22 protein-coding genes are annotated in these 21,579 nt (G+C 52.2%); 11 read left to right on the forward strand and 11 right to left on the reverse strand.

Features of this window, described 5'->3' with window-relative positions; genetic code table 11:
- Positions 1-106: 106 nt before the first annotated feature.
- Complete coding sequence (locus HFP08_RS23020; protein ID WP_168122974.1) at positions 107-1,756, forward strand: CPBP family intramembrane glutamic endopeptidase; 1,650 nt, start codon at positions 107-109, stop codon at positions 1,754-1,756.
- Positions 1,757-1,764: 8 nt separating this feature from the next.
- Here HFP08_RS23020 and uvrC read toward each other — a convergent pair whose 3' ends face one another.
- Positions 1,765-3,615 (reverse strand): excinuclease ABC subunit UvrC, encoded by a 1,851-nt coding sequence (uvrC, locus tag HFP08_RS23025; RefSeq protein WP_168122975.1) that lies wholly within the window; start codon positions 3,613-3,615, stop codon positions 1,765-1,767.
- Positions 3,616-3,766: 151 nt separating this feature from the next.
- Here uvrC and HFP08_RS23030 point away from each other — a divergent pair, with 151 nt between their 5' ends.
- Complete coding sequence (locus HFP08_RS23030; RefSeq protein ID WP_168122976.1) at positions 3,767-3,913, forward strand: YqzM family protein; 147 nt, start codon at positions 3,767-3,769, stop codon at positions 3,911-3,913.
- A gap of 454 nt (positions 3,914-4,367) precedes the next feature.
- Here the strand turns inward: HFP08_RS23030 and HFP08_RS23035 are convergent, their stop codons facing one another.
- The 5 genes from HFP08_RS23035 to HFP08_RS23050 all read right to left on the reverse strand — a co-directional run bounded on the left by HFP08_RS23035 (position 4,368) and on the right by HFP08_RS23050 (position 7,668).
- Positions 4,368-4,526 carry a hypothetical protein gene (locus HFP08_RS23035; protein WP_168122977.1) on the reverse strand — a complete coding sequence of 53 codons (159 nt, stop codon included), beginning with the start codon at positions 4,524-4,526 and terminating at the stop codon, positions 4,368-4,370.
- 6 nt (positions 4,527-4,532) lie between these two features.
- A complete protein-coding gene (locus tag HFP08_RS29540) occupies positions 4,533-4,658 on the reverse strand; it encodes a hypothetical protein (protein ID WP_277345880.1) in 126 nt (41 codons plus the stop codon).
- A gap of 42 nt (positions 4,659-4,700) precedes the next feature.
- Positions 4,701-5,657: a primosomal protein DnaI gene (dnaI, locus tag HFP08_RS23040; protein WP_168122978.1), complete on the reverse strand. Its 957-nt coding sequence runs from the start codon at positions 5,655-5,657 to the stop codon at positions 4,701-4,703.
- An 18-nt stretch (positions 5,658-5,675) separates the two neighbouring features.
- Positions 5,676-7,229 (reverse strand): replication initiation and membrane attachment family protein, encoded by a 1,554-nt coding sequence (locus tag HFP08_RS23045; protein WP_168122979.1) that lies wholly within the window; start codon positions 7,227-7,229, stop codon positions 5,676-5,678.
- 127 nt (positions 7,230-7,356) lie between these two features.
- The gene (locus HFP08_RS23050; protein WP_168122980.1) at positions 7,357-7,668 is read right to left on the reverse strand and encodes a YuiB family protein; all 312 of its coding nucleotides are present in this window, start codon (positions 7,666-7,668) and stop codon (positions 7,357-7,359) included.
- A gap of 160 nt (positions 7,669-7,828) precedes the next feature.
- On the opposite strand from HFP08_RS23050, the gene hemQ reads away from it, so the two are divergent.
- The 6 genes from hemQ (at position 7,829) to HFP08_RS23080 (ending at position 13,668) form a co-directional block, all read left to right on the forward strand.
- Positions 7,829-8,572 (forward strand): hydrogen peroxide-dependent heme synthase, encoded by a 744-nt coding sequence (gene hemQ / locus HFP08_RS23055; protein ID WP_168122981.1) that lies wholly within the window; start codon positions 7,829-7,831, stop codon positions 8,570-8,572.
- Entirely contained in the window at positions 8,569-9,276 is a 708-nt protein-coding gene (locus tag HFP08_RS23060; protein ID WP_168122982.1) for a response regulator transcription factor, read from the forward strand. The genes hemQ and HFP08_RS23060 overlap by 4 nt, the downstream gene beginning before the upstream one ends.
- Positions 9,277-9,282: 6 nt before the next feature.
- Positions 9,283-10,302, forward strand: coding sequence for a sensor histidine kinase (locus HFP08_RS23065; protein ID WP_168122983.1), 1,020 nt, complete (start codon positions 9,283-9,285; stop codon positions 10,300-10,302).
- A 118-nt stretch (positions 10,303-10,420) separates the two neighbouring features.
- Positions 10,421-11,356, forward strand: a complete 936-nt coding sequence (locus HFP08_RS23070; protein WP_168122984.1) for an ABC transporter ATP-binding protein — start codon at positions 10,421-10,423, stop codon at positions 11,354-11,356.
- Between the two features lie 36 nt (positions 11,357-11,392).
- On the forward strand, positions 11,393-12,517 hold the full coding sequence (locus HFP08_RS23075; RefSeq protein ID WP_168122985.1) for an ABC transporter permease: 1,125 nt from the start codon (positions 11,393-11,395) through the stop codon (positions 12,515-12,517).
- Between the two features lie 2 nt (positions 12,518-12,519).
- Positions 12,520-13,668, forward strand: coding sequence for an ABC transporter permease (locus HFP08_RS23080; protein WP_168122986.1), 1,149 nt, complete (start codon positions 12,520-12,522; stop codon positions 13,666-13,668).
- Positions 13,669-13,723: 55 nt separating this feature from the next.
- Here HFP08_RS23080 and HFP08_RS23085 read toward each other — a convergent pair whose 3' ends face one another.
- Both HFP08_RS23085 and HFP08_RS23090 read right to left on the reverse strand, forming a co-directional pair.
- Positions 13,724-13,975 (reverse strand): hypothetical protein, encoded by a 252-nt coding sequence (locus HFP08_RS23085; RefSeq protein WP_168122987.1) that lies wholly within the window; start codon positions 13,973-13,975, stop codon positions 13,724-13,726.
- Complete coding sequence (locus tag HFP08_RS23090; RefSeq protein WP_168122988.1) at positions 13,975-15,171, reverse strand: NAD(P)/FAD-dependent oxidoreductase; 1,197 nt, start codon at positions 15,169-15,171, stop codon at positions 13,975-13,977. Before HFP08_RS23090 ends, HFP08_RS23085 begins: the two co-directional genes overlap by 1 nt.
- A gap of 289 nt (positions 15,172-15,460) precedes the next feature.
- Here HFP08_RS23090 and HFP08_RS23095 point away from each other — a divergent pair, with 289 nt between their 5' ends.
- Both HFP08_RS23095 and HFP08_RS23100 read left to right on the forward strand, forming a co-directional pair.
- Positions 15,461-16,462, forward strand: coding sequence for an NAD(P)/FAD-dependent oxidoreductase (locus tag HFP08_RS23095; protein ID WP_481856598.1), 1,002 nt, complete (start codon positions 15,461-15,463; stop codon positions 16,460-16,462).
- A 102-nt stretch (positions 16,463-16,564) separates the two neighbouring features.
- Positions 16,565-16,813: a hypothetical protein gene (locus HFP08_RS23100; protein ID WP_168122989.1), complete on the forward strand. Its 249-nt coding sequence runs from the start codon at positions 16,565-16,567 to the stop codon at positions 16,811-16,813.
- Positions 16,814-16,818: 5 nt separating this feature from the next.
- Here the strand turns inward: HFP08_RS23100 and sda are convergent, their stop codons facing one another.
- The 3 genes from sda to HFP08_RS23115 form a co-directional block, all read right to left on the reverse strand.
- Entirely contained in the window at positions 16,819-16,962 is a 144-nt protein-coding gene (gene sda / locus HFP08_RS23105) for a sporulation histidine kinase inhibitor Sda (RefSeq protein ID WP_168122990.1), read from the reverse strand.
- Positions 16,963-17,234: 272 nt separating this feature from the next.
- A complete protein-coding gene (locus tag HFP08_RS23110; RefSeq protein WP_168122991.1) occupies positions 17,235-17,906 on the reverse strand; it encodes a YheC/YheD family protein in 672 nt (223 codons plus the stop codon).
- Positions 17,907-18,027: 121 nt separating this feature from the next.
- Positions 18,028-20,199, reverse strand: coding sequence for a DNA topoisomerase III (locus HFP08_RS23115; protein ID WP_168122992.1), 2,172 nt, complete (start codon positions 20,197-20,199; stop codon positions 18,028-18,030).
- A 217-nt stretch (positions 20,200-20,416) separates the two neighbouring features.
- Between HFP08_RS23115 and HFP08_RS23120 the strand changes: the two genes are divergently transcribed.
- Positions 20,417-21,565 (forward strand): metallophosphoesterase, encoded by a 1,149-nt coding sequence (locus HFP08_RS23120; RefSeq protein WP_168122993.1) that lies wholly within the window; start codon positions 20,417-20,419, stop codon positions 21,563-21,565.
- Positions 21,566-21,579 lie beyond the last annotated feature (14 nt).

Here is a 21,579-nt window from a genome sequence, read left to right on the forward strand (position 1 = left end):
AGAAACGGCTCTTGCTTTTCCGAGCTTGTCCATCATTATTGCCATAATCAAGCCTATGAATCCATGACCCTCTTGGCGGAGGGATCAAACTAACCGAGGTGAACCTGTGATCGATTTAATTAAACATCAAGAATGGAAGAAATACATAGCGGCTGCAGCCGTATTTACCGTCATTTTTCTGCTACTCGAGATTTACCCTTCCTTTACGGCCGCGAATCAGTCTCCTTATGAAGGCGAAGTAATCGAAGCCGGACAGGCGGAACAACTAGCCGTGAAATTCGCCGAAGAGCAGACAGGGCTGTCCGCAGTTAGCGCAGTTGCGATGCATCAATCCGACAAGCTTGTTAACGGCTATCTCTCGAAGGAGAAGCTTATCGAAGATTATGAAGACAGCTATGACCGGGCCATACCGACAGATACCTATCAGGTGAATATGGAGCTGGGGCAATCAAGCTACCATTCTTTCGTCTACGTTCATATGTATACGAAGCAGATTACCGGCTGGAACTTCATCCTTCCCGGCGATCGTCCTGACGAAACGGACGAACGTCAAACCTTGCAGCGCCTGCTTTACAGTCGCGATTTCAAGGAAAGCGAGACAGCCGATTTGCAGAGGAATGAGAAGGGCGAGTGGAGCGTATCACCGACCGGCTACGGGATCGGCGAAGCCAAGCTTCGCATTGTCATGCGTTCACAACTCATTGACGGCAAAGCTGTCGTGACCGAATATAAGCCTGCCTTTGTGGTCCCTGACAGCTATGTTCAATATGTAGAGGATCAGGATCATTTGGCCAAGCTGCTTACCAATATCGGCTATCTGTTGATGAGCATTGTTCTCGGCATTCTGGCGATTGTCTATGCGATTTTGTATCGCAAGCATACTTCTTTTAAATACGGCAGTTGGCTGACCGTCATCTTCTTCATCGCGTATCTCATAATGAACCTGAACGTGCTGAAAGGCATTCGCGCCTCGCAAGGAGAGACTTGGATGAGCGACGCCGTCATTGTCGTAACGATCGTCTTCACGATCATACTCGCCGTCCCTATGGCAGCTTCCATCTACTTCTCCATGGTAGCCGGAGACGGCTTATGGAAAGCGCAAGGGCGTAAGCTCTGGCCAAGGCTCGGCCAGCCGGGCTACGGGCAATATGTATGGCGCAGCATGGGGCTCGCCTATTTGTTCGCCGCGATTCTGCTCGGGCTGCAGCCGCTTATATTCATCCTGCTGTCGAACGTGATCGGCACTTGGGGAACAAGCGACGTGACCATGTCCCCTTACAACATGAGCGTTCTCTGGCTGATGCCGGTGCTCGCATGGGCGGCGGCGATATCGGAAGAAGCGGTGTACCGGTTCTTCGGGATCGGCCTATTCAGGAAATGGTTCCGCAGCACCTTCATCGCGGCCTTGATTCCAACGTTGTCCTGGGCGCTTGGCCATGTGATGTATCCGTTCTATCCTGCCACGACCAGGTTAATCGAGCTGATGGTCATCGGTTTACTGTTCAGCTTTATTTTCGTCAAATACGGCTTCATCACGTCCATGTTCACGCATGCCATCTTCAACAGCGTCGCCGTAGGAAGCTCACTGTTCATGATTGGGAAACCGATCGATATGATTTCCGCTGCCTTCTTCATCGCGCTGCCGCTGTTCATCGCCTGGCTGCTGCGGAAGCTTGATCGACGCCGGCAAGGTGAAGCGGTTGTGACGTCCTCTGGCGGCGTGGCACTGTTCAATCCGAATGAAAAAAGGGAGTGACAGACCGTTTAAGACGGTCCATCCTCCCCAAGCGCCGTAAGTATTTTCTCGGCCAGCTTATCCCCGATAGAGAGAGGCTTGAAGTCTTCGACGGATGCCTCTCTTATCTTCTTCAGCGAGCCGAAATGCTTAAGCAGTTGCTTTCTCCGCTTCTCACCGATTCCCGGAATCGCGTCGAGCTTCGACTCCACCATCGACTTCGCGCGCTGCTCCCGGTGGAACGTAATCGCGAAGCGATGCACCTCGTCCTGAATGCGTTGCAGCAGATAAAATTCCTGACTGTCCCTCGGCAGCGGCACAATCTCCGCAGGATCTCCGGTCATGAGCTGCGCCGTTTTGTGCTTCGCATCCTTCACCAGACCGCAGACCGGAATGAACAAGCCCAGCTCGTTCTCCAGCACATCCAGAGCGGCGGCTATCTGTCCCTTCCCTCCATCGACAACGATTAAATCCGGTTGAGCCAAGCCTTCCTTCAGAACACGCTCATAGCGTCTGCGGACAACCTCGCGCATCGTTTCGTAATCATCCGGTCCGCTGACCGTCTTTACCTTGTACTTGCGATATTCCTTCCGATCCGGCTTGCCGTCGGTGAATACGACCATCGCCGATACCGGATTCGTGCCTTGAATGTTCGAGTTGTCGAATGCTTCGATGCGCCGAACCTGATCGAGGTTCAGCCAACCGGCAAGCGACTCCGACGCCTTCACGCTGCGCTCTTCATCCCGCTCGATCAAGCGGAACTTCTCGTCGAGCATCACCTTCGCGTTGTCCTGCGCCATCGCGACGACTTCGCTCTTGCGCCCGCGCTGCGGCATCAATACCTTCACCTTCAGCCAGCTGTGGAGGGAGTTCATCATTTCCTCCTCATGCTCCGTTTCCTCGGCAGGCGGCAGCGGCAGCAAAATCTGCTTCGGCAGCGCTGGGTTATCACTGTAATACTGGGTGACGAACGTCATGAAATCATCATATTCCTCTCCATAATACGGAAACGTCGAGCCATGCCGCTCGATCAGCTTGCCGTGGCGCATATACAGAATTTGCACGCACATCCAGCCCTTATCGACCGCATAGCCGAATATATCCCGATCCAGCGCGTCCACCATCGTAATCTTTTGCTTCTCCATGACGGCATCAATGGCGAGCATCTGGTCGCGCAGTTCCTTTGCTCTCTCGAACTCAAGCGCCTCGGCCGCTTCTCCCATCTTCCGCTCCAGCTCCTGACGCACCGATTCATGCCCGCCGTTCAGAAACTTTGTAATTTCACCGATCATCTCGTCATACGTTGCCTGTTCTACCTCGAATTCGCAAGGCGCCACGCATTGCCCCATATGATAGTACAAACATACCTTGTCCGGCAGCGTTCGGCATTTGCGAAGCGGGTAGAGCCGGTCGAGCAGCTTCTTCGTCTGCTGCGCGGCGAAGGCGTTCGGATAGGGACCGAAATATTTGCCTTTGTCCTTCACGACGCGTCTAGTGACTTCGAGCTTAGGATGCTTCTCGTTCGTAATCTTAATATAAGGGAAGGACTTATCGTCCTTGAGCAATACATTGTATCTCGGGTGATGCTGTTTGATCAGATTGCATTCCAGTATAAGGGCTTCCATATTGCTGGAGGTTACAATAAATTCAAAATTATATATTTCCGATACGAGTCGCTGCGTCTTGCCGTTATGACTGCCGATGAAATAGGAACGAACGCGGTTTTTCAGCACCTTCGCTTTGCCGACATAAATAATAACATCGTCCTTGTTCTTCATAAGATAGCAGCCGGGCTTGTCGGGAAGCAGCGCGAGCTTGTTTCGGATATTTTCCTTCGCCGCCGCGAGCTGCGACAGGCTTTCCCCATCATGATGATCCATCCTGATTCCCTCCGTCTATTAGCGAATTCCTGTTCTTATTTTAACATAGCCGCAGCGATTTTGTTTTTCAAAAAGTTCTGGAGAAATTCTTTACAATTGTTCTGCGGTTTGGGTATACTAATGGGAGCAACTTTTCTAGGAGGATTCAACGATGGAAAATGTTAGAGACCCGCGCGAGCATTTGAATGAGGAACCTCGTGATGATCTGATGGATGTTATGTTCGGCTTCGGCGGCATGCTCGGCTTTATGACTCTTGTATTCGTTATTGCGGTTGTCGTGAAGCTTCTCATCGACTGAGCCTCGGCGAATTCGATTACCCAACATACTTTCGAGACAGAAGAAGGCTCCGCAGACTTGGCATTTGCCAGGATCGCGGAGCCTTTTTTGAAGTGCAACGGACCAGAGCCTGCCTGCTTGCTCCCTCCTGATCACCGTGCAGAGTTACTTTTAACGCTTGCAGCTTCCATTCCGCCGATTTTCAACCGTGCAGAGTTATTTTTTACACCTGCAGCCGCCATTCCGAGCCATCCAAGTCGATTTTCTCGTCTTGCAACGCCGCTTTCGTCCTCGGCGCGACCTCCAAGTCGATTTTCTCGACTTACACCGCTGCTTTCGTCCTCGGTGCGACCTCCAAGTCGATTTTCTCGTCTTGCAACGCCGCTTTCGTCCTCGGCGAGACCTCCAAGTCGATTTTCTCGTCTTGCAACGCCGCTTTCGACCTTAGCGCAACCTCCAAGTCGATTTTCTCGACTTACACCGCTGCTTTCGTCCTCGGTGCGACCTCCAAGTCGATTTTCTCGACTTGTACCGCCGTTTTCGTCCTTAGCGCGACCTCCAAGTCGATTTTCTCGTCTTGCAACGCCGCTTTCGACCTTAGCGCAACCTCCAAGTCGATTTTCTCGTCTTGCATCACCGCTTACGCGCTCGGCGAGACCTCCAAGTCGATTTTCTCGTCTTGCATCGCCGCTTTCGTCCTCGGCGAGACCTCCAAGTCGATTTTCTCGACTTGCACCGCCGCTTTCGACCTTAGCGCAACCTCCAAGTCGATTTTCTCGACTTATGGAACCCCCCGCTCACACAAAACTCACTTCCGTCCGCGCTTGTTCTCGCCCGTCACCATAACGACCTCGACATATGGACGAACGCGGTCCATAAGCCGCTCTCCCTTATGCCGCTCGTCGCCGTCCTTGCTCGTGAAGCTGAAATGCTGCTCCAAAGCGTCCAGCTCATAATTCGACGTATAGAAGGTCGGCTTGCGCTCCATCCGATAATTCAGTATGGCGCCGAGCACATGGTCGCGTACCCACGGATTCAGGTTCTCCGCTCCGATGTCGTCGAAGATGAGCAAGTCCGTCTCCTTCATCATCTCGACCGTTTCCTTCAGCTTGCCCGGCTCATGCATGAGCGACTTCAAATCCTCCACAAAATCGGGCATATAGACGATAACGCCCGAATATCCAGCCTTCGCCAGCTCCTGAAGCAGATAGCACATCAGGAAGGTCTTGCCCGTGCCGAAGCGACCAGCCAGATATAGCCCCTCTTGTTGCAAGCCTTGCTCCTTCGTACGATCGATATACCGCAGCAATTGGCCGACAGCCTTCGCCCGCTCCATATCCTTCGTCAGAATTTCATCGGAGGAATAGACGCGCCTCAGCGCCTTGTCGTCGACATAGAAGCTGCGAATACGGCTTCGAATTTGTTCCTCCGTTTGCCTCGCGAGGAATTTCTTGCAGGATACCTTCCGGTCGTACATTTGCGTATTTCCATTAATGGTTTCCGCGTGAAGCAGCGTATAATGGCCTTCAAAATCATTCGGACACAAATCGAGCCCGGGGCAATTCGAGCAGCTTTTGAACTCGGTCACATACTGATAGACCCGGTTCAGATTCAGACGCAGCACACCCTCATCTAGCTCGGGGTATTTGGCAAGCAGCTTCTCTATGAGTGGTTCCTTCATAAGCTGGGACAGCTTAAGCTCCGCTTGCTCCGTCAGGGATTGCCCTGCCGGCCATGCCTTCAACAAATCGCCTAATGACTCCATCCTGGCTTCACCCCGTCTCTAAGATTGGCCGTCAAGCTTCCTTGCCAGCTTGCGCAGCTCCTCCATCTCGTCTTCCGTCACGCCGCTCGAGGTCTGCCCCTCGCCGACGATCGGTATTTGCGGCTTCCGCGAACCTCCGCCTCCGCCGGTCCGGCTGCCTCTGCTCGCGCTTCTGCCGCCCGCATAGGCGCTGCTCCCGCTTCCGCCAAGGCTTGCCGCTTCCTTGCGCCTCTCCTTGTCCAGCTCGACCTGTGCTTGCTCTCTAACGTACTGTACGGCCTTCTCGAACGTATCGATGCCCTTCATAAGCATATTCGAAGCTACCGAATCAAAAAATTGCCTCGTCACCCGGCCCGAATCATTAGCCCCGAGCACATAATGGATCAGGACATTAATAACAGGTCCCGCCAGCCGATAATGAAGATCGATTCTCTCGAATACATTCTCGATCCATTCCGGGATCGCCCCCGGGAAAAATCTGCGCAGAAATCTCGTATGCGGCTCGTTGCGCATGAGCATATTGTATTGCTGAATATCGCAGCGTCCGGCAAGCTGCCCTGGAACAGGCAAATAATCCTGCTCTCGGACCTCGAACTCATCGTCGAGCTCGTCGGAATCGGAGCCCTCTGAAAGCAGCTCATCTTCCCGGACCGCTGTGCGCGCCAGCACGCGCTGGCGATCTTCCTCGCGCTTGTTGTCCTGGCGGTAGAGCTGGTTCGCCCGAAGCTGCATCGCGTCGATATCGAGATCGCCATTATGATCGAATACGCCGTCTTCATCGAGCAGACGGCAGACTTGAGCGACCGACAAATGATATTTGTACGCGACATAGTTCACCTGAGCCAGCTGCTCCGCCTTGCTGCGAAGCCGTTCCACATACGCGCGGTTGACGGAATTGCGCGGGAAGCGAAGAATAATCTCGCCGTACGGAATGCCTGCGGAAGCCATCTCCTGCTTCGCCGCGGATTGACGCGAAGGCGCCACCTCTGTGAGCGCTTGCTCGAGCTCCGTGTCGAAGGATTGCATGTTCAGCTTGAACAATTCATAGAACGGGACAGAGATATTCTCCTTCGACAGCTCCATCGCGGCTAGCTCATCGGGCTCCACGGCTCCAAATTCCTCGCGTAATTCAATCAAGGCATATTTGCCAATCTTGTCTCTCAGCAGCATGGTCAGATGCATATTCCGGAAAAACTCCGCGGGAGACAACGGGGCAGCGAGCTCGTATTCATACAGAATCTCCGATTGATTCGGATCGCCGAGTCTCGAGGTTTGAAGCAAGCCGACCGCCTCGAGACGTGATGCCTGCTCGATGACATATCTTCTGCTTTGCTCGTTCATCTCGAGCCCGAGCCCAAGGAACAGCTTGCGCTGAGGCTCCAAACGGGAATAGCCCGAGCGATCCTCCGCAATGCCATGATAGAACTGCTGATAGAGCGCAATCGCGAAAGCGCCGGTCATCGGCTGATAGATTAAGGAGAGCATTTTGTAATCCAAGCCGCTTAACGAGAAATCCCGAAATATGTAGTAACGGTGATGCTCCGTATATTGTAATAAATTATGGATGCGCAATTAGCATCGACCCCATCTCTTGCATTGGTTCTCCTATTCTAGCATAAATCGCGGAACAAGAGGCGGTAATGAAAATAGAAAAATCCCCCGAACGAGGGATTGAATTGCGTCTATATTGGAGGCTGCCCTAAAACATCTTGTAGCCGCCTTTGCGCAGCGCCCGAATGGCCCAGCCGCTCACATACGCTCCAATGAGCGCTCCGATAATAGGTATATAATAGATCACGGTATAGGAACCGAGATTGTCTAATGTAGGTTTGTCTGCGGCCGACCAAGGCGACCAAATGACTAGACCGATAATGACGACCGCGAACAATCCGATCGGGAACCAGGTCGTCTTCAGCAGCATGTTGAGAATAAAACCGATTCCGAACATCATGACGAAGAACAAAACGGTTGCGACGATGGCTTGAATGGCGTTGATAACGATTCCGGACATAACACGACTCCTTTGTGCATTCTCGACTACTAGTTTAATGAAACGCGATAATGAAGTCAATCGCACAGCCTCATTTGTCACAAGTCCGCCATTTGCTCGCGGCAAGCGCATTGCGATACAATGAAAGGAAATCTAAATAAAAATAAAGGAGATTATACATATGAGCGAAGCCGCACAAACGCTAGAGGGCTGGTACGCCCTGCATGACTTTCGCAGCATGGACTGGACCGCATGGAGACTCGCGGACGAGGGAGAGCGAGCCAAAGCGCTCGACGAGCTCCACAGCTTCCTGTCGGAATGGAACGCTATCGAGGAGAAAAAGGCGGGCAGCACCGCCGTCTATTCCATCGTCGGTCAGAAGGCCGACTTCGTATTCATGCATCTACGCGAAACGCTGGAGGAACTAAACGCGCTTGAGACGGCGTTCAACAAAACAACCTTTGCCTCCTTCACCTATCCCGTTCATTCCTATGTGAGCGTCGTCGAGCTCAGCAATTATATGGGACAGTCCGGAGGCGATCCGATGCAAAATCCGGAGGTTGTGGCAAGACTGAAGCCAATTCTGCCGAAATGGAAGCATATCTGCTTCTATCCGATGAACAAGCGCCGTTCCGGCAATGATAACTGGTACATGCTCGGCATGGATGAGCGCAAAGCGATGATGCGCAGCCACGGCATGATCGGCAGACAATACGCCGGCAAAGTCAAGCAAATCATTACAGGCTCGGTTGGCTTCGATAATTGGGAATGGGGAGTAACCTTATTCGCGGAGGACGCCTTGCAATTCAAAAAGCTGGTCTACGAAATGCGCTTCGACGAAGTAAGCGCGCGCTATGGCGACTTCGGCGATTTCTATGTCGGCAATTTCCTTGACGCCTCCAAGTTCGACGAGCTGCTGAAATGAAAATCAAGGTTCTGATTGCGGACGACAACTCGTTCATTCGCGAAGGCATGAAAATTATTCTGTCCTCCTTTGATGATTTTGAAGTCGTTGCGGTTGTCGGAGACGGCGCCGAAGCAATCGACTATTGCCTGAACAATCCGGGCAGCGCGGATGTCGCGCTGCTCGATGTCAGGATGCCGAACATGAACGGCGTCGAGGCTACCCGCATTCTCTCCGAGCAGACAACCGTAAAGCCGCTTATTCTGACCACCTTCGACGATGATGAATTCGTGCTTGACGCGGTCAAATACGGCGCTCGCGGCTATCTGCTGAAGAACAACGACCCCGAGCAGATCTGCGATGCGATTCGCAGCGTCTACCGGGATCATCGCGTGCTTCAAGACATTGTACTCGACAAACTCGCTTCCAATTTGAGCGGCGCTTCGGCAGCTCCGGACACGAAGGCAGAAGCTTCAGGCGTAGCGCCTGCAAGCGGCGAATGCAAATTCGATCGAAGCCTCTTCACCGAAAGGGAGCTGGAGGTCATGGCTCAGATTGCCTTGGGCCTCTCCAACAAGGAAATTTCCAGGAAGCTATTCATTTCCGAAGGAACAACCGCTAATTATATTACATCCATTCTTAACAAAACAGGGCTGGAGCACCGCACGCAAATCGCCATCTACGTGCTCACTGGCGATGCAAGACCGGGCAGCGGACAGGAGTGATTCCCCATGGAGCAATGGGCAATCGGCAACAAAGCCGCCATTCTCTTCTACGTGATTCAAACAACGCTCAAACGCGCCTTGATCGTCTCCTCCGTTTGCTATGTTTGCTTCTGTCTCTACGCGCTGGATCCTCTGTTCGCGTTGCTCCTGCCCGTTCATGCCTATGAATGGACTTCCCTGCACAAGCAGCGCAGGCTCTACGCCCTTCTGGCCATGCTGGTTCCGATTCTGCTCATTCCCTCCGCCATTATGAAGCCGTATGCAATGGCGGCAAGCTTAAGCTGCCTCCTCTACGCTTCCGTCGACATTCATAGCCGCAAGCTGGCGAAGCTGGAGGACGATCATGAGCGGCTTCGCATGGAGCTGCAGCAGCTGCGAACCGCGCTGAGCGAGAGCAATGCTTATCTGCAGCAATCCTCCTATACAAGCAAATTGGAGGAGCGCAATCGGCTGTCGCAGCAGATTCATGACGAAATCGGACATTCCATGGCGGGCGCGCTCATCCAGATGGAAGCTTCAAGGCGCTTGCTGGATACGAATAAACCCGGCAAAGCTTCGGAGCTTCTCGGCAATGCAATCGCCATCTCCAAGGATGGTCTCGAGCAGATCCGGTTGACGCTCAAAGCGATGAAGCCGAAGTCCGAGGAACTGGGCATTAACAGGCTTCGACTATTCTCGGACGGCCTCGGCTCCAAGCATGCCATCGCTTCAACCTTAACGCATGAAGGAGATTTGGAGCTAATCTCGCCGCTGCAATGGAAGATTATTCATGAAAATGCAGTCGAAGCGGCAACGAATGCGATGAAATACGCTTCGGCCACCGCGATCCATATGCATGTGCAGGTGCTTCATCGCTTTGTCAAATCGGTGGTGGAGGACAATGGCGTCGGCGCGGACAAGGTCGTGAAGGGACTGGGCATCATCGGAATGGAGGAGCGCGCGGCAGCAATGGGCGGAACGGTGCTTGTCGACGGCTCGAAGGGCTTCCGGGTAACAACCCTCCTTCCCCGCGGAGATGCCACATGAGATTTCTCACCTGCTAGTAATATGAATATTCTCATAGACAAAGGATGAACTTATGCACTGACATAAGGGCATCCTTTTTTCTTATAATAAAATCACCAAGAACAAAGGAGAGGTTGAAATGAGCGTACTTGAGCTTAAACAATTAACGAAAAAATTCGGCGATTTCATTGCGGTGGATAATATCAGTCTGAAAATAAGCGAAGGCGAGATCTTCGGTTTCCTCGGCGCCAACGGCGCCGGAAAGAGCACGACAATCAATATGATCGCTTCTCTTCTGCGGAGCACCAAGGGCGAGATTGAGCTGCTAGGTAAAAACATTGCCAAGAACAGCCGATTCGCGAAGACTAATATCGGCATCGTCCCGCAGGATCTAGCCATCTATGAAGACATGACCGCATACGAGAATGTCAGCTTCTTCGCAGGCTTGTACGGCTTAAGAGGCGAGCTGCTTCGCGATCGGTCCGAAGAAGCGCTGCAATTCGTCGGCCTCGAAGATAAGCACAAAAGCTATCCGAAAAATTTCTCCGGCGGCATGAAGCGCAGACTCAACATCGCCTGCGCGATTGCGCATCGTCCCAAGCTCATCATTATGGACGAACCGACCGTCGGCATCGATCCGCAGTCTCGCAACTATATTTTGAACTCCGTCAGGAAGCTGAACGATATGGGCTGCACCATTATCTACACCTCCCACTATATGGAGGAAGTCGAGGAAATCTGCACGCGCATCGCCATCGTCGATCATGGCAAGGTCATTGCGGACGGAACGAAGCAGCAGTTGATGTCGATGATCAAGGACACGAAGGATGTATGGATCGAGGTCAAGAGCACGGAAGCGATTGATCAGAGAGCGCTATCAGCCATTCAAGGCGTCACGGCGCTGTCGCTCGAAGAGCAGACCGTCAAGATTACTTCCAAGGTTGAAGTCAATAACCTGAACCTCATTATTCAACTATTGATCAAGCAGGGAGTCGAAATCCGCTCCATCGATGAGCAAGCGCCGAATCTGGAGTCCGTATTCCTTACTCTGACCGGCCGGAATCTTAGAGACTAATAATAGCCTGTCTTCAGGCGGAGAGGAGTTGCCCCTATGCAAATTTTACGAATAGCAAAAAAAGAAATCATGATTAATTTGCGGGATATGAGAACCTTTGTCTTCATGCTTGCCTTCCCCATCGTGCTCATGCTCATTCTCGGAACGGCGCTTACCAATGCCTTCACCAGCGAGTTCGAACTGTCGGATATGAAGCTGCTCTACAGTAATACGGCCGAGACGGCCTCGCTTCAACAATACTGGACGAACTTCTCGGCCGCGATGGAAGAGCAGGGAATCGTTATGTCCAAAGCCGAACCCGGCGTGGATTATGAGGCGGCGGTCAGCGAAGGCGATTATACCGCATACGCGGAAATCAGCGATGAAGGCATTGCCTTCTACGGCAGCCCGATCGAAACGATCGAAAGCAGCGTGCTTCAGGGCATGCTGACCTCCTTCTCGGGCAAATACAGCCTGGCCGCTGCCGCACTCAAGATTTCTCCTGAGGCAGCGGAAGCAATTGTCTCGTCAGCGAACACTCCTGATGACTTCATTGCCGAAACCACAGTGAATTCCGACAAAAAGCCTGACTCTATCGACTATTATGCGATCGCCATGTCGACGATGATTGCATTCTACTCCGCCATATCGGCCAGCAATCTCATTCGAGGCGAGCGCACGCGAAACACCTCAGTAAGGCTGCAAGCCGCGCCAATCACCAAGGGACAAATCTTCATCGGCAAGGTGCTTGGCTGCACAGCCATCAACTTCATCTGCATCGTAGCTGTCGTCTTATTCAGCAAATTCGTATTCAAGGCGGACTGGGGCAATCATTATCTCTCCATTTTCCTGATCCTGCTGACAGAGGTGCTGCTGGCGGTAAGCGTCGGTCTCGGACTCAGCTATCTTGCCAAAAATGATGGCGGCCGCGCCTTTGTCATGATCTTCACTCAAGTCGCATCCTTCTTGGGCGGCGCTTACTTCCCGGTAGATGAGTCAGCTTCATTCACCAGAATGCTTAGCAATATTTCACCGCTCCGCTGGGCCAATCAAGGCATCACCGGCATCATTTATGGCGATCAATTTCAGTCGGCTCTGAAGGCCATTAGTCTCAATCTCATTGTGGCAGCTGCATTTCTTGGCATTGCCGTCTATTTCATGCGCAAACGGGAGGCGTTATAGGAATGAAGGATCTATTATGGTTAATAAGAAAAACAATGCAGACGACCTTTCGCAAGAAATCAAGCTGGATGACTTATTTCCTGCTTCCGCTTGCCGGTGTTTTTCTAGCTCTGCTGTTCTATGGCACGCAAAGCGGAGGCCCACTGAGAGTGGGCATTGTCAATAACGACCCTGACCAGACGATCACCGAAGATACCATCCAAATGCTGGTGGGAATGGGCAAAGTCGAAGTGACGATGACGGATCAAGCAGAACTGGATAAGCAGCTCGGCGAGGGCAAGCTTGACAGCGGCGTTATTTTCAATCAAGGCTTCGGGGAAAGCGTCCGGAGCGGCGCCCCGCAAGGAATCAGCATCTCCTCGGTCAAAGGCGCCGGAGTCACCGCTTATCTGAAGAGCATGCTCATGGACGATATCGGAAATATTGCAGCGATCGGTATGGAAACGAAGGGCGATGACGCAGCCTTTGACCGAATCTATGACAGCTTCCGCGGGCAAAGCTTCAGTGTTAGCGCGGTGACGGTCGAAGACACATCCAGCGTGAAGGATGTCACTTACCAGTCGATCGGTTTTCTCATCACGTTCATGATGTTCTCCGCCGTGAATTTGGCCGATCTCATTCTGAGAGAGAAGGAGAATCGCACCTTCCTGCGCTTGCTCTCTTCACCCGTTTCCGCCAGAACCTACGTTCTCTCGAATGTATCTGTAAGCTTTATCATCATGGTATTGCAGATTGCAGTGACGCTGTTCGTCATGAAGATTGTTCTTGGCATTGATTCAGGTGTGTCCTATTCGCTTCTGGCTCCGGTGCTCGTCTTGTTCAGCCTGACCGCCATCGGCCTGTCGCTCATGATTGTATCTCTCGCGAAGAACAAAGCTAGCGCAAGCGCGATGCAAAATCTGATCATCACGCCATCCTGCCTGCTCGCCGGCTGCTTCTTCCCGATGGAGATTATGCCGGATTCCGTGCGCAAAATTTCAAGCTTCATGCCGCAGCATTGGCTTCTTGATACGGTCAATCAGTTGCAGTACGGCAAAGGAATCTCCGAGCTGTATCTGAATCTGATCATTCTGCTCGCGTTCGCAGCGGCCTTCTCTCTTGTCGCGGTCTACCGCTTCAGCCGCAACAATGACACGAGAATGTTTGTCTAGTGGACAACAAAAGGCGCATTCCCTTCAAGGGATGCGCCTTTCTTCTCGTTACAATCTATTCTTCCTCTTCCGTCTGCTGCTCCTTCGCCTCCAGATACTCCTTCGTCGCTCGATCGCGTTCCCGGCCTTTATCCTTCAGTCGTTCGATTGCAGGCAAGATGAGAATGTCAATTTCCTTCTGCACCGTATAAGCCAGGTCATGACGCTGCTGCGATTCGAGAAAGGAACCGACCTCAATCAAAGCATTGTAACGATCCAGTTCATCTCTGGTAAGCAAGCCGCGAACTTGTACGCTGCAATGTCTCATTACAGGAACTTGCCTTTGCGAAGCACGAGCGGAATGCCGCCAATGATGAAGAGATAGCGAATATCAATCATCTTCTTCAGCCATGCTGCTACGCGGCCTTTGTATTTCTTGCCGAACGCGATCCCGATCGCTTCGCCTTTGCCAAGCGAAGCCACGGTTCCTTTGTTGCTGAACGCGAATGCCTTAGGCGGCTGATTGCGAATCGAAGCAACCAGGTTATGCGCGCAGACAACGCCTTGCTGCATGGCGATCTGAGCGGTCGGAGGATAAGGACGTCCTCCATCCGGATTGAACATAAGCGAATTGTCGCCGAGAATATAAATATTCTCATGTCCAGGGCAACGCAAGTAGTCGTCGATCTTCACGCGGCCGCGCATCGTTTCAATGCCCGCTTCCTCGATCAGACGATTGCCGCGAATACCGCCGGTCCAGATTACGGTTTGCGATTTGATCTCTTCGCCTTCACCAACGACCACACCGTCTGGCGTGCATTCCTTGATCGCCGTGCCGATGCGGAAGGTAACGCCTTTCTTCGTCAGCACGTTCATTGCGTATTCGACCAGCTCAGGATCGAAGCCAGGCAACGCAGTCGGCGCAGCCTCAACATTGTAAATCTTCACCAGAGCAGGATCTACGTCGAATTGCTTGCAAAGCTCAGGAATGCGATCCGACAGCTCTCCGATGAACTCGATGCCGGTAAAGCCCGCTCCGCCTACGACAAACGTCAGGTAGTCCGTGCGATGAGGCTCGCGTTTGAAGCGTGCGAATTGATATTCGATATGCTCGCGAATGAGACGAACGGAGTTGATGCTTCGAATGCTCATTGCGTTCTCGGCCAGACCTGGGATGCCGAAGGTTTCCGGCTCTCCACCCAGACCGATGACCAGATAATCGTAAGATAGAGTGCCGTCTTCCAAGATTACCTTTTTATCCTGCGGACGAATTTGCACCACAGTCGATTTAACGAAATCAATTTTGAATTCGTCAATAAGCTTCGAGATGCTTACTCGCGCGTTCTCCGGATTATCCGTGCCGGCGGCAGGCATATGAAGATGCGTTGTAATGTAGTGATAATCATGCTTGTTGACCAAAGTCACGTCAGCTTCATTGTAATTCAATTCTTTTTGCAGACGAAGTGCTGTCAGTACGCCGCCGTAACCTGCGCCGAGTATGACAATTTTTGGTATGTTACTCATCGTTGAATCCCATCCATTCCCTATTTTCTTTTTCATTCTCACAACATTGTGAAAAATTACACAAACTTGATCAAAATTGAAGATGATCTATTAAGTTTGCACAAAACATAGTGCGATTATGATGAATAATAACTATTATATACATCAGACATGTTACCTTCTTTTCGCGAAATGATCAAGTACATTTTCTACGAAAAAAATTAGAGACGTTCACAATCCATCGTTTCCCTCGCGTGCAATAAAGCTTATAATGAATAATGCATTGTAATATTGTTTGGAGGTGCCGTTATTGTCCATCACAGAATCATCGTCAAACAGCGTTGACATTATTATTATCGGAGGCGGTCCCGCCGGGATGTTCGCAGCGTTCTATGGAGGAATGCGCCATGCGTCCGTGAAAATTATTGAGAGTATGCCGCAACTGGGAGGACAGCTTGCCGCATTATATCCTGAGAAATTCATTTACGATGTTGCCGGCTTTCCGAAGGTAACTGCCGGTGAACTTGTCGAGCGGCTGAAGGAACAGATTGACCTGTTCAAGCCTGACATTTGCTTGGAGCAGAAGGTGAAGCAGGTCATCAAGCATGACGAGAGAAACTTTGAAGTCATAACCGATCAGGGCTCGCATTACGCCAAGGCGGTCATCATTACGGCAGGCGTCGGGGCATTCGAGCCTCGCAGACTTGAGTTGCCGGAGGCGGCTGATTTCGAAGACAGCAATCTGCATTATTTCGTCGGCGATTTGCAGCGCTTCAAGAATAAGAAAGTGCTCATCAGCGGAGGCGGTGACTCGGCTGTCGATTGGTCCCTCATGCTTGAAGGAATCGCAAGCAGCGTCACGCTCATCCATCGGAGAGACAAGTTCCGCGCACATGAGCACAGCGTCGAGAATCTGATGAATTCCAGCGTGAAGGTGATAACGCCTGTCGAGATTTCCGCGCTGCATGGCGACAAGGAGATCGCAAGCGTCACGCTTACGGATGTGAAAACCAAAGAAACGACTGCGCTGGAAGCAGATGCGGTAATCGTCAATTTCGGTTTTGTCTCTTCCTTGGGACCGATAGCGGAGTGGGGCATTGATATTCAGGGCGGTTCAATCGTCGTTGACACTCGCATGGAGACGAATATTGCGGGAATATTCGCGGCGGGAGATATTACAACCTATCCCGGGAAGCTTAAATTGATTGCGGTCGGCTTCGGCGAAGCTCCGACTGCGGTGAATAACGCGAAGGTATATGTGGATCCAAGCGCCAAGCTCTCTCCAGGACACAGCAGCAACTTGAAGCTTTAAGGTTGAGAGTGAATCAAGATAATAAGGGTATCCTAACCTTAGCAGACTACGAAAGTTTACGCATCGCTTTCGATGCCTGATTTCGCTAAGGAGGGTACCCTTTTGTTTTGTCCAGTATGCAACGGTGTTCAATCCCTTCATACCATCTGCGGCTCTTGCGGCTTTGAAATGACGGACTGCGGCAAAACTTCGGATTGGACCAGCCCCTATGCCCCTTACGAGCCAATCAGGGAAGATCAATCGCTGTTCGGCCACATCTTCGGCGCTTCTGCGGAAGACGCATGCTGCCACAGTGTGTATTGTCGGCAGTGCAGGCAATCAAGCGAGCTGCTCATCGCGCAGTGGCTTTAATCCCTTCAGGCTGTATGCTTCTGATCGCTCAGCTTCATTCCGCGGCGCTCCATTTCGGCCAGAATCATATGAATGAATTCCGTGTCGAGCTTGTACTCGACTGCCGCATAATACGTATCCAGAAGCAGCTTATCTGATAGCTGATCCATCGTCTTCCCTCCCATAGCTGGAATATTGATTTACATTTTTTAGTGTAGCACGCCATTCAAACGGGAGACAACAGACGACTTTATACACATCATACTGTGTATAATTTGTGTATCGAATGTGTATATAGGTCGAATTTTGAGGAATAGCGGCGTGGATAATGTGGATATCTTTATCCACATACCAGTTGCGTTCTCCTTCAATAAAAAACTTTAATAGCTTCCTATTAATCTATTAATCCTTTCATTTAACGCCATTAATAGAGAGAATAGCTTTAATGCGGCCTTGTATTCACCTCAAACAACCAAATCTTGCCCTTCTTATCTATACCGAAGTCGTAGCCAAGCTGCGCGATGCCCGGATATTTCTTAACAAGCATGGAGGTCGCGATGGCCGTCAGTTCCTTCATCCTTCGCTTCTTCTCGTTGACATGGGACGGTCCCAGCGAAGCTCGAATGCCTTCGGCAGCCTTCACCTGCTCTCCTCCCTGGCTTAAATTCGTCACGAATAAGCCGGACTTCGCTATGCGTCCGACAACTGCGCGGTATTCCCATTTGCGCCCGTTAAGCACGTACTTTACCCGATAATCGATCGGCTTTCCGTTAACCTTGGCAAGATTGATTCCTTTCTGGATCAAATAGGGGCGTCTGCCAATAGTGGATTGAATGCGCCGAATCAAGGCTGGGAAATGACGAATCGACACCGTCTTATTACGGTACGAATAGACATATTCGTCTCTCAGAGAAACGATTCTGAGCAGGCCGTGTCCTCCTGAACCGACGACCGGCTTCAGGATAACCATGCCGTGCCGATAAAGCGCTTTTCGGAGATTGGCGGAGTTGAAAGGATAGGTAGGGGGAATATGCGGAGCCAGGGACGGGTGGGGAAGCAGCGCTTCCGTCTTCGCCCATTTGCTGGCCAGTTGTCTGCCGTGGTGCTCGGTCACCTGCGATCACTCCTTCACAGAGGCTTTATCCTTATTCTATGGCTTCGGGCCATAATGGTTGTGGATTCATGCCTCTGCGAAGGCGTGATTATTTCACGCTGGCTCGTTTCAGCCTGCTTCTTTATTGCCCGGACTGCTTCTCAAGAGCCGCCTTCAACTTGTCTGCAAGGCTGTTCGTCAGCGGCTCGTCGCTGCTGTATTGCTGAACAAGCTTCTGCTGCTCCCGCTTGTTCATTCTCGTGCCCGTCTTGTCGTCCAGCATCTCGATAACATTGCATCTGCGGCATTGCGCGTATTTTCCCGCTTTGCCGTTATGCATCTCCATCTTCTTATGGCATTGCGGGCATCGTTTGTTCAAGAGAACGGGCTCGGCCGATCTTCGATAGCTGCATTCTCTGTCGGAGCATACGAGCGTCTTGCCCCGCTTGCCCTTTATCTCCATAAGCTGCTTGCCGCATTCCGGACAATTCGAATGGGTAAGGTTATGCGGCTTGTATTCCTTGGTCTCCCGCTTCACTTCGTCCACCCATTTGGCGGCTTGCTCGCGGATGCCCCGCATGAATGCTGCGGGATCTCCCTTGCCCTTGGCAATGCGTTCGAGTTCCCCCTCCCATTTCGCCGTAAGCTCCGGATTGCGGAGCTCCTCCACGACCAGCTCTATCAACTGCTTGCCCTTGCCGGTCGGCACTAGCGTGTTCCTTGCGCGTTCGATGGTGTCCGTGGACAGCAGCTTCTCGATAATATCCGCTCTGGTTGCAGGCGTTCCAAGCCCGTGCTTCTCCATTCGGCTGAGCAGGGAAGCCTCGGTGAACCGTGCCGGCGGCAGCGTCCGCAGCTCTTTCACTTCCGTCATCTTCAGCGGAAGCTTCTGTCCGATCGCTAGCGGCGGCAGCGTCTGAGATGTCTGCTTATCATTGCGATATCGATCATCCTGCCCCTCTGCATCGCCGTCCTCCTCGTCGTCCTCCAGCTCATGAGACGTTCCTTGATAATGCTCCTTCCATCCGTTCTCCTTCACCGTCTTGCCTTTCGCGAAGAAGAGCTCGCCGCCCGCTTTCAGCGTCACGCTCGTCTCATCGTAGCGGTAAGGACCGGAGAACAACGCGAGAAATCTTCGAACGATCAGATCGTACAATCGGCGTTCGTCATTGCTCAGCGCCCCCAGTTGAACGAATTGCTCGGTAGGAATAATTGCGTGATGATCGCTTACTTTGCTGTCGTCTGCGATTCGTTTCGTTACTTTCAGAGGATTTCTTAGCAGCTTGCGGGCTGCTGCGGCGTATGGACCAACCGCGATTCTCTCCAATCTCCCTTTCAAAGTAGGAACCATATCATTCGTCAGATAGCGAGAATCCGTGCGCGGATAGGTGACCAGCTTGTGCTGCTCGTACAGCTTCTGAAGCACGCTCGAGGTTTGCTTCGCAGAGAAGCCAAGCCGTTTGTTCGCATCCCGCTGAAGCTCGGTCAAATCATAAGCGAGCGGATGCATCTCGGAGCGTTCCGTCGTGCGAAGCTTATCGACCTGCGCGTCCGAAGAAGCGTCCATTCGCTTGCTCAGCTCATGAGCCTTGTCTTTGCTCCAGATCCTTCCGTCATGGCCGTCCTTCTCCCTCCATACCGCTTTGAACGAACCAAAGCCTGCGGTGAGCGTCCAGTAAGGCTGAGACTGGAACTCCGCGATTTCCTTTTCACGCTCCATCAATATAGACAACGTCGGCGTCTGCACGCGTCCCGCTGCAAGTTGAGCGTTATATTTGCATGTAAGCGCACGGGTCATATTCAAGCCGATTAACCAATCCGCTTCCGCCCGGCAAACGGCCGACGCGTAAAGCGCGTCATAATTCCTGCCAGGCTTCAAGGAAGCAAAACCATCCCTGATCGCCTTGTCGGTCTGTGAGGAAATCCACAGCCGCTTGAACGGCTTCTTCCATTTCACAAGCTCCATAACCCATCTTGCGACGAGCTCGCCTTCTCTTCCCGCATCCGTCGCAATGATTAATTCGCCGATATCGCTGCGCTTGCACAGCTGCGCAACCGCGCGATATTGATGAGAGGTTTCCTTCATCACCTTCAGAGTCATCTTCTGAGGAAGCATCGGCAAGCTTTCGAGCTCCCAATTTTTGTATTTCACATCATAATCCTCTGGCTCTGCCAGCGTTACCAGATGGCCCAGCGCCCAAGTGACGACATATTTCCCTCCTTCCATATAGCTCTTCTGCTTCTGTCCGCAGCCTAGCACCCGCGCGATTTCCTTCGCAACGCTGGGCTTCTCCGCCAATACCAACGCTTTCATAGCAAGTCTCTCCATTCCCGTTTCCTGTTATGGTGACAAGATACCATATGTTCACGAGGCGCGCAACGAGCGGGACATGGGCGCGAATACAATCGAAGATTCCGCTTTCGACCATTCCTGCGCTTAGCAACGGTCTGAGTTGGCTACCAGATTCGCGATATGCTATGCTGAAACTAATAGATTTGCATAAAAGCAAAAGGAGAATTTGATACCTATTATGAAGCTGCGACATCTTCCCGTTATTGCCGGCATTCTGCTCTTGTACAGCGCAATCAGCGCCTATATCGGCTGGAATGGCTGGCTCCTGCTCTCCACGGCCTCGAATTGGACGAACCCTGCCGCGTATACCGTTATATTTGCGTTTCTTGTCTTCGCTTATTTGCTCGGTCGACTGGGACAATCCACGGCTGCGAGACCGCTTGCCGAACCCGTCAAATTCATCGGAGCCTATTGGTTCGCCGCGCTCGAATACGGCCTTCTCATTCTTCCCGTCGCCGATCTCGCCGGGCTTATTCTGTACGGGTCCGGCGTTGGTAAGGAGTCGGCCGTCCTGATTCCCGGCACGCTCGCCGCGATCGCAATGCTCTGCCTGTTGGCGCTTGGATCAAGAAACGCATGGAGTCCGATTATTCGCCGCTTCGACGTTAAGCTCGACAAGCCTTCGCTCGAAGGCAAGCCGTTCAAGCCGCTCCGAATCGCAATGGCTTCGGATATTCATCTCGGTACCGTCGTCGGCAAGCGCCATCTGCGGCGGCTTGTTGATCGGGTGAACCAGATAAAGCCCGATATTATCCTTCTCCCCGGCGATATTCTCGATGACGATCTCGCACCCTTCCTTCACAAGAACATGGCCGAGGAGCTCGGCAAGCTGTCCGCCCCACTCGGAGTATACGCGGTTACGGGCAATCATGAATATATCGGGGGCAAGGTGCCCGAGTTCGTCGAAGAGCTCTCGCGTATCGGCATCAAGGTGCTGATGGATGAGTCGGTGGAGATCGATAATCGATTCATCGTGATTGGCAGGAAGGATAAAGCCGCGGAAGGCCGCCGCTCCACGGGGAGAAAGTCGATAGCGGAGCTGATTGAACCGCTGGATAGAAGCATGCCGCTTATTATGCTGGATCATCAGCCTTCCGATCTGATCGCGGCATCCGAGAACGGCATCGATCTATCTCTGTCCGGACATACCCATCGCGGACAGATGATGCCCAATCATCTCATAACGAGACGCGTCTTCCCGCTCGATTTCGGCTATCGGAAATTCGGGCAATTGCATGCCATCGTATCTTCCGGATTCGGCTTCTGGGGTCCTCCGATTCGAATCGGCAGCCGCTCCGAGGTTATTCATATCGAGGTAAGAGGCTGAGCGAAAAGCCAGCC

The sequence above is a fragment of the Paenibacillus sp. HB172176 genome (assembly GCF_011947265.1).
Lineage (GTDB): Bacteria > Bacillota > Bacilli > Paenibacillales > Paenibacillaceae > Pristimantibacillus.